Source organism: Anoxybacteroides tepidamans, assembly GCF_014201465.1.
Taxonomy (GTDB): Bacteria; Bacillota; Bacilli; order Bacillales; family Anoxybacillaceae; genus Anoxybacteroides; species Anoxybacteroides tepidamans.
Genome location: NZ_JACHEP010000003.1, coordinates 45,594 through 57,980 on the forward strand (window position 1 = coordinate 45,594; position 12,387 = coordinate 57,980).

General features: G+C 45.5%; 11 protein-coding genes. 2 read left to right on the forward strand and 9 right to left on the reverse strand.

Translation table 11 applies throughout. The annotated features are described in order from the left end of the window. Positions 1-52: 52 nt before the first annotated feature. The 4 genes from HNQ34_RS05345 to prfA all read right to left on the reverse strand — a co-directional run bounded on the left by HNQ34_RS05345 (position 53) and on the right by prfA (position 4,038). Entirely contained in the window at positions 53-1,114 is a 1,062-nt protein-coding gene (locus tag HNQ34_RS05345) for an L-threonylcarbamoyladenylate synthase (protein ID WP_183252343.1), read from the reverse strand. Positions 1,115-1,301: 187 nt separating this feature from the next. Further along, positions 1,302-2,003: a stage II sporulation protein R gene (gene spoIIR / locus HNQ34_RS05350; RefSeq protein ID WP_183252346.1), complete on the reverse strand. Its 702-nt coding sequence runs from the start codon at positions 2,001-2,003 to the stop codon at positions 1,302-1,304. A gap of 99 nt (positions 2,004-2,102) precedes the next feature. Continuing rightward, complete coding sequence (gene prmC, locus HNQ34_RS05355) at positions 2,103-2,972, reverse strand: peptide chain release factor N(5)-glutamine methyltransferase (RefSeq protein WP_183252348.1); 870 nt, start codon at positions 2,970-2,972, stop codon at positions 2,103-2,105. After that, positions 2,962-4,038 (reverse strand): peptide chain release factor 1, encoded by a 1,077-nt coding sequence (gene prfA / locus HNQ34_RS05360; protein ID WP_183252351.1) that lies wholly within the window; start codon positions 4,036-4,038, stop codon positions 2,962-2,964. The genes prmC and prfA overlap by 11 nt, the downstream gene beginning before the upstream one ends. Positions 4,039-4,286: 248 nt before the next feature. Between prfA and adhP the strand changes: the two genes are divergently transcribed. Both adhP and adh read left to right on the forward strand, forming a co-directional pair. After that, the gene (adhP, locus tag HNQ34_RS05365) at positions 4,287-5,297 is read left to right on the forward strand and encodes an alcohol dehydrogenase AdhP (protein WP_183252352.1); all 1,011 of its coding nucleotides are present in this window, start codon (positions 4,287-4,289) and stop codon (positions 5,295-5,297) included. 57 nt (positions 5,298-5,354) lie between these two features. Continuing rightward, a complete protein-coding gene (gene adh, locus HNQ34_RS05370) occupies positions 5,355-6,872 on the forward strand; it encodes an aldehyde dehydrogenase (protein WP_183252355.1) in 1,518 nt (505 codons plus the stop codon). Positions 6,873-6,889: 17 nt separating this feature from the next. Here adh and HNQ34_RS05375 read toward each other — a convergent pair whose 3' ends face one another. From HNQ34_RS05375 to HNQ34_RS05395, 5 genes are all read right to left on the reverse strand, one after another. Beyond that, entirely contained in the window at positions 6,890-8,329 is a 1,440-nt protein-coding gene (locus HNQ34_RS05375; protein WP_183252358.1) for a sigma-54-dependent transcriptional regulator, read from the reverse strand. Then, positions 8,330-9,982 carry a sensor histidine kinase gene (locus HNQ34_RS05380; RefSeq protein WP_183252599.1) on the reverse strand — a complete coding sequence of 551 codons (1,653 nt, stop codon included), beginning with the start codon at positions 9,980-9,982 and terminating at the stop codon, positions 8,330-8,332. A 6-nt stretch (positions 9,983-9,988) separates the two neighbouring features. Continuing rightward, positions 9,989-11,137: an iron-containing alcohol dehydrogenase gene (locus HNQ34_RS05385; protein WP_183252360.1), complete on the reverse strand. Its 1,149-nt coding sequence runs from the start codon at positions 11,135-11,137 to the stop codon at positions 9,989-9,991. Between the two features lie 114 nt (positions 11,138-11,251). Next, on the reverse strand, positions 11,252-11,689 hold the full coding sequence (locus HNQ34_RS05390) for a hypothetical protein (protein WP_183252362.1): 438 nt from the start codon (positions 11,687-11,689) through the stop codon (positions 11,252-11,254). Positions 11,690-11,755: 66 nt separating this feature from the next. Continuing rightward, entirely contained in the window at positions 11,756-12,379 is a 624-nt protein-coding gene (locus tag HNQ34_RS05395) for a thymidine kinase (RefSeq protein WP_183252364.1), read from the reverse strand. Positions 12,380-12,387: the final 8 nt, after the last annotated feature.

A 12,387-nucleotide genomic window follows, 5' to 3' on the forward strand; every position in this document is an offset into this window, starting at 1 on the left:
CCCGGACTTGCCTTATTCGTAACATATGCGCATCCGGAAAGGTTTAGAATGGTTATTTTTCGCGAACGATTTGATGCCCAGCCGCTTTTTTGAGCCGGTTCATAATCGCTGCGCCGATTCCGTCAGCGGGGAAACTTTCGCTGTAGATGATTTCCACATCGGTGTCATCAAACGCCCGCAACGTGTCGTACAAACGGTTCGCGACTGTCGACAAATTCGCTCTCTCACCACATGCAAGTACGACATCCGCTTTATAAACATGCCGCCGTTCTTCGGTTGTTAATATGCCGACTTGTTTTCCAAGCGCCCGCTGTTTGTCGACAAGTTGCTGCAAAAAAAACGGTTCGCCATCGACGATGATGAGCGGCGATTTCGGCGCATAATGCGCATATTTCATGCCCGGCGATTTCGGCACCTGTTTTTCATCCAACAGTGCCGCGTCGACATTTACACGGCCGATTACTTGCTCCAATTGTTCTTTTGTCACACCGCCCGGACGTAAAATTGTCGGAATTTCGGTCGTGCAGTCGAGCACGGTTGACTCCACTCCGATCCCCGTTTCCCCACCATCGACGACACCGGCAATTTTTCCGTTTAAATCAGCGAGAACATGCATAGCGCTTGTCGGGCTCGGACGACCGGATAAGTTCGCGCTCGGTGCCGCGATCGGCAAGCTGCTCTCTTGAATGAGTGCAAGTGCAACCGGATGCGCCGGCATGCGCACCGCAATCGTAGAAAGCCCTGCCGTCACTTCGTCGCAAATAACGTTTCCTTTCTTTTTTAAAATGAGCGTTAACGGTCCCGGCCAAAACTGTTCAATCAAAGTATACGCCACACGCGGAATATCCGCCGCAATTTCTTCGAGCTGATTGTGATCAGCAATATGAACGATCAACGGATTATCGCTCGGGCGGCCTTTCGCCTGAAAAATTTTTTTCACAGCCGCTGTCGATGCCGCGTTCGCCCCTAACCCATATACCGTTTCTGTCGGAAACGCAACCACTTCGTTCGCTCGCAACAATGCCGCAGCTTGTAAAATCTGTGGATAACTACTCTTTTTATCCACAACATTGTCCACAACCCAAACTTTTGTTTCCACTTGTTTCACCACCATGGCTTTATATCTAATGAATAGTAATCTATCAATATTTCCATCGAAGAGCATATAAAAAGTATAAAAAAAGGAGCATCATCACGCAAGTTTTATCCACAAATTGTGAATAAGTTATTTGTTTTTGTTTATAATTTTGTGGATATTTTGCTATTTGTTCCTTCTTATCATTAACTTATCCACAATTTTGCTATGGAATGAGTTTTTTGAACATCTCTTTGAGAAAAAATTTCACCTCGATTTTTTCTTCTTTTTCATCGACGACAAAGTCCGAAGACGGCCTCGCGGTGCTCGAAGGGGCGACCATACGAAGCGCTGTTAGATCTTCTTCTTTTTCTGTTGCTGCTTCGCCAGTTAGGTTTTGAGCTTCTTTTTCTTCTCTTACTGCTTCGCCATTTGAAAAATCAAGAAAACATAGCGGCGGAAACAGCACACACCACCAGTTTGCTCCTTTTCCTTCACCGAGCGTAATTAAAACCGCTTCATACTGACCCGCTGGATAGATGTAATTGCCGTAAATTTTCGTTGGAAACTGAATTTTTCCAAATTGAACGCGATACGACTGATCACTTTTTTCTTCCCGCAACACCTTCGCAACTGTTTGTTCGATATTTGGCAAATGCGATTGAATCACTTGTTTCGCTTGATCGAACGATGTTAAATCAGCTACCCATTCATTGATTTGCGCGTTGACCGCATCGCGCACTTTCCGTTTTAACGCTTGGTCTTCGGCCGAATCGCTATTGGCTAAAATGCGCAGGCGAATCGCCTCATTTGGAATCATCAGTTCCGCGTTCGCTCCCGCTTCCGTTTGCTGGCCGTACACGTTGACAAGCACACCGATCGTCAATAAAAGCATATATAAGATCATCCCGATTTTACTTTTGTTCATTTTGTTTGCACCGTCCTTTCACTAACTCATTTTGAACCGCGCAACTAAGTTTTAAACTATGAATCTAAAAAAATAACTTCCAGAGGTTCAGTCTGGAAGTTATGGCTTCATCTCTGCATAAACGATTCGGTCTTTTCCATTGATGTCATAAGCAACATCGACGTCTGCTTGCGGAAACGTTTGTCCCAGCAAGCGAGCAACCTCTTTCCCTTGGCCTGCACCAACTTCAAATGCAACGAGCGCGCGTTTTTTTAACACAAGAGGCAATTCGGACATAAAACGACGATAAAAATCGAGACCGTCTTTCCCGCCGACAAGCGCTCTTAACGGCTCACAGTTTTTGACTACCGGAGAAAGAGACGCAATGTCCTCCTCCGGAATATAAGGCGGATTGGAAACGACGACATCAACTTTACGGTTGGCTTGAATAAGCGGCTGCAACAGATCACCACACCAAAATTCCACTTCCGCTCCAAGGCGCTGGGCGTTTTCTTTCGCGACTTCAAGCGACTCTGGTGAAATATCGGTCGCACTGACGCGTAATGAACGGTTTTCAAGCGCAAGCGTGACGGCAATCGCGCCGCTCCCTGTTCCAACATCTACAACATCGACCGGTTCTTGCTTTGAAAACAGCCGATTGATCCGCTTCAACACACCTTCGACTAGCTCTTCCGTTTCCGGCCTTGGAATGAGCACGGCGGGATTGACAATAAATTCTCGCCCGTAAAATTGTTCCGAGCCGATGAGGTATTGCACCGGTATATGATCGTTTACGTGTTTTTCCAAATCGGCGACGAACGCTTTTTCGATTCGTTCGTTAAGCTCATCGCGCAAACAGGCGAATAGCTGCGCCCGTGTCATGTGCAAATGATGACATATCAGCAGCTCCGCCACCCGTTCTTCTTTTCCGTGTTCTTTTAAAAAAGAAGAAGCCCAGTGAAGGACTTCGTAAATTTTGTTATGATTCATGGTTGGCTTGCTCCAGTTTTTTCGATTGGTCGTCTAAAATAAGCGCATCGATGATTTCGTCCAGTTTGCCCTCTAGTACTTGATCGAGTTTTTGGAGCGTAAGCCCGATGCGATGATCGGTCACGCGGTTTTGCGGGAAGTTATACGTGCGAATGCGCTCGGAGCGGTCGCCGGTTCCGACCGCCTGTTTGCGCGTTTGATCGTACTCGGCGCGCGCTTCTTGCTGGTATTTGTCGTAAATGCGGGCACGCAATACTTTCATCGCTTTTTCTTTGTTTTTAATTTGCGATTTTTCGTCTTGGCACGAAACGACGATTCCAGTTGGAATGTGCGTTAAGCGCACGGCTGACATCGTCGTGTTGACGCTTTGCCCGCCCGGACCGCTCGATGCGAACGTGTCGACACGAATATCTTTTTCGTGAATTTCGACTTCGACTTCTTCCATTTCCGGCAAGCAGGCGACCGTCGCTGTCGATGTGTGAATGCGTCCGCCTGATTCCGTTTCCGGCACGCGCTGCACACGATGGGCGCCGTTTTCAAATTTCAGTTTCGAATATGCCCCTTTTCCTTGAATCATAAAAATGATTTCTTTATAGCCGCCTAAACCGGTCGGACTCGCTTCAATCACTTCCGTTTTCCATCCTTGCGATTCGGCATAGCGCGTATACATGCGGTACAAGTCGCCGGCAAATAACGCCGCCTCTTCACCGCCGGCCGCCCCGCGAATTTCCATAATGACGTTTTTATCATCGTTCGGGTCTTTCGGCAACAATAACACTTTCAGTTTTTCGACAAGCGCTTCTTCCCGCTCTTCTAATTCGCTAATTTCTTCTTTCACCATTTCGCGCATCTCGGGATCCAATTTTTCCTCCAACATCGCTTTTGCATCGATGTGCTGCTGGCGAACCGATTTATATTCCCGATACACAAGCACCGTTTCTTCTAAATCGGACTGCTCTTTTGAATAATCGCGAAGCTTTTTCGGGTCGTTAATCACTTCTGGATCCATTAACAACTGATTCAACTTTTCATAACGTTCTTCTACTGCCTGAAGACGGTCAAACACACTTATTCACCTCTACCTTTGTCCATGCACAGTCTAATTTATAATTATACTACAGTTTAAGGGAAGGAGAAAGGTCGGAATCATTTGTGACAATTTTGTGAAAAAAATGTCGTTCATTCGGACAAAAGTGCCGAAATTTCGGCACCATCTTCTATCAATTGTTTTATTTTTTTATTTTTTTGAATTGGCACACTTTTTGCATTTTAAGATAGGTGAACCGACAAATTTTTTGAAAGGGGATAGGGAGAATGAAAGCAGCAGTTGTTCACGAGTTCAAACAAAAGCTTCGAATCGAGGAGGTCGAAAAGCCGACACTAGAGTATGGCGAGGTGCTTGTCAAAATCGAAGCTTGCGGCGTCTGCCATACCGATTTGCACGCTGCCCATGGGGACTGGCCGGTCAAACCGAAACTTCCGCTCATTCCCGGGCATGAAGGGGTAGGAGTTGTCGTTGAAGTGGGCGAAGGGGTAAAATCGCTGAAAGTTGGCGATCGCGTTGGCATTCCGTGGCTATATTCGGCGTGCGGCGAATGTGAATATTGTTTAAGCGGACAAGAAACGCTTTGTCCACACCAATTAAATGGTGGGTATTCCGTCGACGGCGGCTATGCCGAATATTGCAAAGCACCAGCCGACTATGTAGCGCGCATTCCAGAAAACCTCGATCCAGTTGAAGTCGCACCGATTCTTTGCGCGGGGGTCACGACATATAAAGCGTTGAAAGTATCGAATGCCAAACCAGGCGACTGGGTCGCGATTTACGGCATCGGCGGGTTAGGTCATATCGCACTGCAATACGCTAAAGCGATGGGATTCAACGTCGTTGCTGTTGATATTAGCGATGACAAAGCAGAGCTAGCGACGAAATTGGGAGCAGATATCGCTATCAACGGGTTAAAAGAAGACCCAGTCGCAGCGATTCAAGAAAAAGTAGGCGGTGTCCAAGCTGCCATTAGCGTCGCTGTAACGAAAAAAGCGTTCGAACAAGCCTATCGCTCCATTAAACGCGGTGGGTGCCTCGTCGTTGTCGGTTTGCCGCACGATGAATTGCCAATTCCAATTTTCGATACAGTCTTAAATGGTGTGACGGTGAAAGGGTCAATCGTTGGCACAAGAAAAGATATGCAAGAAGCGCTCGATTTTGCAGCACGCGGAAAAGTTCGCCCAATCGTGGAAGCGGTTCCATTAGAAAAAATTAATGATGTGTTCGAGAAAATGGAAAAGGGACAAATTAATGGCCGCATCGTTTTAACGTTGTAACAATTTAGGGTGTCCCACTTCGGGACATCCTAGCGAAAAGAACAAGGGGGAATTCACGTGATTTACAGCCAACCGGGAGAAAAAGACGCAAAAGTCCAATTTAAAAAGCGATACGATAACTATATTAACGGAGAATGGGTGCCGCCTATTTCCGGGCAATATTTTGCAAATATTACGCCTGTAACCGGAGAAGTATTTTGCGAAGTCGCCCGCTCGCAAGCCGAAGACATCGAACTAGCGCTCGATGCCGCTCATGCAGCAAAAGAGGCGTGGGGAAAAACATCGCCGGCAGAAAGAGCGTTAATTTTAAACAAAATCGCCGACCGCATGGAAGAAAATTTAGAAATGCTCGCGGTGGCAGAAACATGGGATAATGGCAAACCGATTCGGGAAACGTTAAACGCCGATTTGCCCCTAGCCATCGACCACTTCCGTTACTTTGCTGGCGCGATTCGTGCTCAAGAAGGAACGATTAGCCAATTGGACGACGATACCGTCGCCTACCATTTCCACGAGCCGCTTGGGGTTGTTGGGCAAATTATCCCGTGGAACTTTCCATTATTAATGGCGGCGTGGAAAATTGCCCCTGCGCTCGCTGCTGGAAACTGCATCGTGCTAAAACCAGCAGAACAAACCCCGGCATCGATTATGGTGCTGTTAGAGTTGATTGGCGACTTGCTGCCGCCTGGCGTGCTTAACGTCGTCAACGGCTTTGGGCTCGAAGCCGGAAAGCCATTAGCATCGAGCCCGCGCATCGCCAAAATCGCCTTTACCGGCGAAACGACGACCGGTCGTTTAATTATGCAGTATGCGTCGCAAAATATTATCCCTGTGACGCTTGAGTTAGGGGGAAAATCGCCGAATATTTTCTTCCCAGACGTCATGGAAGCAGACGACGACTTTTTCGATAAAGCGATTGAAGGATTTGTCATGTTCGCTTTAAACCAAGGAGAAGTGTGCACATGCCCTTCTAGAGCGTTAATTCACGAATCGATTTATGAGGCGTTTATGGAGCGGGCGCTCGAGCGCGTTCAAAACATTAAAACAGGAAACCCGCTCGACACCTCGACAATGATGGGGGCGCAAGCTTCAGCGGAGCAAATGGAGAAAATTCTTTCGTATATCGATATCGGAAAACAAGAAGGGGCGCAATGCCTCATTGGCGGAGAGAAAAATGTGATTGCCGGCTTGGAAAATGGCTACTATATTCAACCGACGGTCTTTAAAGGCCATAATAAAATGCGGATTTTCCAAGAGGAAATTTTCGGTCCGGTCGTATCGGTGACGACGTTCAAAGACGAAGCCGAAGCGCTTGCAATTGCTAATGATACGTTATACGGGCTCGGCGCAGGCGTATGGACGCGCAACATTAACCGTGCGTACCGATTCGGACGAGGCATTCAAGCAGGCCGCGTCTGGACGAACTGCTATCATTCGTATCCGGCACACGCAGCGTTTGGCGGCTATAAAATGTCCGGCATCGGCCGTGAAACACATCATATGATGCTAGCACACTATCAACAAACGAAAAATATACTCGTTAGCTACAACCCGAAAGCATTGGGCTTCTTCTAAAGCGCAAGGGACTGGCCTTATTTTTGGTCAGCCCCTTTTTCTTTTAATAAATACCTCAATTTCCGCACGGTAATGTTGAGCCGCTCGGCTGTTTCTTTTCGGTTGCCGATTGTTTCTTTTAACGTTTTCATGACAAAGGCGCGTCCGATCGTTGTTTCTAACTCTTTTACTAACGACAACACATATTCTAAATCTACAGGTTCATTTTTTTTCCATAACGATAAAATATCATTTACCCATTCGTGCAAATACGTCTCCAAATCTGTATCGTTTGTCTTTTTTTCGACTATCGGCATCGAAGTGCGCGCAGCTTTCAGCTTTTCCGGAAGGTATGGCGGGGTAATAATCGCTGTTTCCCCTTCTGCCAGTGTTACTGCGCGTTTGACAACGTTAAATAATTCGCGGACATTGCCTGGCCAATGGTATTGACTCATATAAGCGAGGCTTTCTGTTGAAAACGACAGCGGTGAGTGTAATTTTTTTAAGAAATAGTCGACAAGAAGCGGCAAGTCTTCTAGCCGTTCACGAAGCGGTGGAATCGTTAGTTTTACGACATCTAGCCGATAAAGCAAATCTTCACGAAACGTTTTTTCTTCTACGGCTTTTGCCAAATTCACATGCGATGCGGCAATGATGCGCGTATTCGTTTTGCGTACCGTTTCGCCGCCAACGCGAATATACTCGCCCGTTTCTAGCACGCGCAACAATTTCACTTGTGTCGCTAACGTCGCTTCGCCAATTTCATCTAAAAACAGCGTACCGCGATTGGCGATTTCGAACATGCCCTTTTTTTCTTTTACCGCCCCTGTAAACGCCCCCTTTTCATGGCCGAACAATTCGCTTTCCAACAACGTTTCCGAAACCGCCCCACAATTGATGCCGATAAACGGTTGGTCGTAGCGCATGCTCGCGCTATGAATAAAATGGGCAAGCACTTCTTTCCCTGTCCCTGTTTCCCCTTCGATAAGCACGTTCACGTTTTTTTTCGCAATTTTATAGGCAAGCTTTAACAAGTCATTCATTTCTTTATTTGTTCCGACGACAAACCCGAGCGTTTCGGCTAGCTTGTACATGTCGTTTTGGGTAGACGTAGCACCACTTTGCAACAACCCGTCAATTAATTGCTCTAGTTGGTTAATGTCATCAAACGGCTTTTCGACATAGTCGCTCGCCCCGTATTTAATTGCCTCGACCGCTGTTTTCACCGTGCTGTAGCCTGTCATCACGACCGCTTTGCAAGCAGGAAAGGAAAGCTTTAGCTGTTTTAATAAATCTAACCCGTTCGTATCCGGCAATTTCACGTCGATTAACGCCAAATCAAAGCGATGCTGGCGAATGAGGGTAGAAAAATCTTTTCCGCTAAACCCAAGCGTCACGTGATATCCTTTTTCTTCGAGAAAATGGCGAAAAAAAGTGCCGACTTCACGCTCATCGTCGATAACTAAAATATTGTACATTTAATCTCCCCTTTCTTCTTTCGCCGGCAATTTTAACCGAAATTCGCTTCCTTTGCCGAGCTCGCTACTGACTTCAATCGTTCCGCCGTGGGCTTGTGCGATTCCTAAACTGACGGACAACCCAAGTCCTGTTCCTTTCCCTGGCCGCTTTGTCGTAAAAAACGGGTGAAAAATTTCTTGTAAATGCTGCTCCCCTATTCCTTTACCGTTATCTTTGACAGAAAGAACGACCCAACGTTTTTCATTTTCCGCAACCGATTTTGTTTCAATTGCGATTACTTTCTCGGGAATTTCCATATCTTCGAGCGCATCTTTTGCATTGATTAAAAGGTTTAAAATAATTTGTCCGATTTGTTGAATGTTTCCTTCGATCAATTCAACGGAATAATCCAATTTTTTTTGAATGGTAATGTTCTGTTTTTGAATTTGGTCGCCTATCAATCCTAATACTTGCTCGACAGCCTCATTAACGGAACACTCTTCAAACGCATATTCATCTTGCCTTGAAAACGTCAATAAGTTTTGAATGATCGTTTTGCAGCGCTTTCCGCATGAATAAATGTCGGATAGCAGTTTATACGAACGATCGTCTTTCGAAAAAGACCGCAATAATAGTTGTGCATTGCCAAGAATCGCGGTGAGCGGATTATTTAATTCGTGCGCGATGCCAGCGGCCATCTCCCCGATGGCGGCCAGCTTTCCTGATTGGACGAGCTGCGCTTCAATTCGCAGTTTTTCCGTAATGTCATTGATATAAATCATGACAGCATACATGTTTTGTTTTTCGTTCAGTACCGGATAAGAATGAAATTCGCATACGCGCTGCTGAATATGGATTCGCCGGTGAACCGGCTTTTTCGTTTCCAAGTTTTCGATGATCGGGCTTTCATTCATATCAATCGATAAAAGTTGACATATGTTTTTTTTATGCAAATGAAACTGAAAAAACTCTTTGGCGGCATCGTTGTACCGTAAAATGTTTCCGTCTAAGTCAACGACTAATATCATTTCTGAAACGGCCCGAAACGTTTCTTCCCACTCTTTTTTACTTGTCAGCACTTCGTTATAAAGGCGGGCATTTTCAATACAAACCGCCAATTGATCGCAAAACTGCTGAAAAAATGAAAGATCCGCCTCGTCGTATACAACCGTTTCTGTACTTCCTATACTTAACATACCGATTACTTGGCCTTTACTAATAAGAGGAATGAGCAACACATTCCGAATTCCTAATGCTTTATACACTTTATTTTCTATATACGAATCTTTGTCTTCCTGTACCTGATAAAAAATCTTCTCTAGCGATTGAATTACTTTCCAATAAAGAGAGCGTTCTTTTGGCAAAACAAAGCCTACCGGAAAATATAATGCATGAGCAGGATATACGTTCGTTAAAACTAATTTGTTATTTTCGTATAAAGACAAGCTGATGCGTTCAATCGGAAAAATTTCTCTCAATTTATCAAAAGTGTTTTTTAGCATTTCATCCATCGACATATCAATATTAAAGCTTTTCGTAATGTCGTTAATAATTTCCAGCTGCATATTTTTCTTTTTTAATTCCGCCACCATCTTTTTTAATTCGGTATAATAGCTTTTTTTTGAAGATTGAACTCCTGTTAAAAGATTAATAATCTGTTGCCGTTCATTCATTGCCATTTACCATGCCTTTCTAAATATTTCCTCAATATCTTCTACGGTTATATCTCGCGGGTTTGTAATCATACACGCATCATGTAAAGCAACAAGGCTCATTTTTCGTATTTCTTCCTTCTCCACCCCGATATCGGATAATCGTTGCGGAGCTCCGATCTCGATTGTTAATTGCTTTACGTATTCAATCGCTTTTTTACCTGCTTCCATATAAGGCATGCCGCGGGTATCGACGCCAAGGAAAAGCGCAATGTCGGCAAACTTTTTCGGATTGGCCAAGAGGTTGTATTCCATGACATGCGGCAGCAAAATCGAATTCACGTCACCGTGGAGGAGATAATATTTTCCGCCAACTGCATGCGACATCGCATGGACCGCTCCTAAAATGGCGTTAGAAAAAGCCAATCCTGCCTGCAAACTAGCCATTGCCATGTTTGTTTTCGCTTCTTGGTTAATTTTAGAAGCTACAGAAGGACGTAAATATTCTGCTACTAAAGAAATCGCGTTTTTTGCTTGAACGTCCGTTAGCGGCGTAGCCGCCAAGCTTACATATGCCTCAATGCCGTGCGTTAAAACGTCAAGTCCTGTTGAAGCAGTTAAATGCGCGCTTTTTGTCGATAGCGTTTCTGGATCAATAATGGCAATATCCGGAATGAGCGAGCGGGAAATAATTGTCATTTTTTTTTGCTCTTTCGTATCGACAATAACAGAAAATTGCGACACTTCTGAACCCGAACCGGCCGTTGTCGGAACCATCACTTGCGGGGGAAGGGGGCGTCGGATTTTATCCACTCCTTCATAATCGTGAATTTGCCCGCCATTTGTGACAAGAATCGCGATCGCTTTCGCCACATCGATAGCGCTCCCTCCGCCAATCCCGATAATGGCATCGCATTCGTTTTCGATATATACTTCACATCCTTTTTCTACTTCTCTGTCTTTCGGATTAATGGTTACATCATAAAATGTCGTATATTTTAGCCCAGCTTGCTTGCAGCTTTTCATGACAACATCCAACCAGCCCGCTTCCATAACGCCCGGATCGCTGACAATTAATACATTCGTAGCGCCAAGCCTCAGACAGCTTTCCCCTACTTGATGGATGGAACCGTTTCCAAAAATAATTTCAGGCATCATAAATTTATGGATATTCATACTCTCGCCACCTTAAAAATCATCTTACATTAATTGTATAACTATTACGAATTTTTTGTCTATTCCGTTGTTTTACGAGCAATAAAAAAACGCCCTCTTTCTAAGGGCATTCGACTAGTCGAGTCGAACGTGAATGTCGTAAGTCGGGATGGCTTTTGTGAGCAATTCATATAATCGAGTTTGATCTTTTTGTCTTTGCTGATAGGATCTGTCGCGCGGGGCATGGACGGTTACCCACATGTCGTTGCCGTTCATCCACACGGACCCGGCCCGGTAATTTTTATATTGTTCGACCACTTGCACCGCTTTCTGGACTAACGCGCGGTCGTTTGCGCTGCCGTCAGTTAAACTGATGAAATTCGGGTTTTGGTTCGTTTTCTCTGGGTCGGCAAAATGATTGTAGATTCGATCGTAGCTAGGACGAGCTTCATTTGCAGTCATTAAGTTTTTCCCGTGTCGATCTTCGCTTTGCGCATGGTACTGCGAGTCCGTCGGATTCATCGTACACGCAGCGAGAAAAACAGCAAAAAATAACAGCAGTAAGCGTTTCATCTTTATCGCCTCCCTGCCGTTATCTTTTCCAATCGTTGAAAAAAATATGGATAGAAGAATATGTCATTAACGAGCGGTGGGCTCGTTCGTTGGGCGATGGTGACGTTCGACCGGTTTGTCTGGCACTTCATGGTGATGGCGGCAACGCGGTTCATATGATTCGCTGGCACCGACTAAAATGATCGGATCGTGATATGAAGCCGGCTTGCCGTTAATTAAACGCTGTGTGCGGCTTGCTGGTGAGCCGCATACCGTACAAACAGCTTGAAGCTTCGTAACAGATTCCGCTATCGCCATTAATGTCGGCACCGGTCCAAACGGTTCGCCACGGAAATCTTGGTCCAATCCGGCGACAATGACGCGATAACCACGATCGGCTAACGTTTGCACCACGTCGACAATTTGTTCGTTGAAAAACTGCACTTCGTCAATCGCAATAACATCCGTCTGTTCGGAAATGTATTGAAAAATCTCGCCTGCCGAATGAACCGGAATGGCAATGACCGATGTGCCGTTATGCGAAACGACCGCTTCTTCACTATACCGATTATCGATCGCCGGCTTAAACACTTTCACTTCTTGTTTGGCGAACGTCGCGCGGCGCACGCGGCGAATGAGTTCTTCCGATTTGCCAGAAAACATGCTGCCGCAAATGACTTCGATCCAGCCTGATTGTGTCATGACATACATCGGGGCAT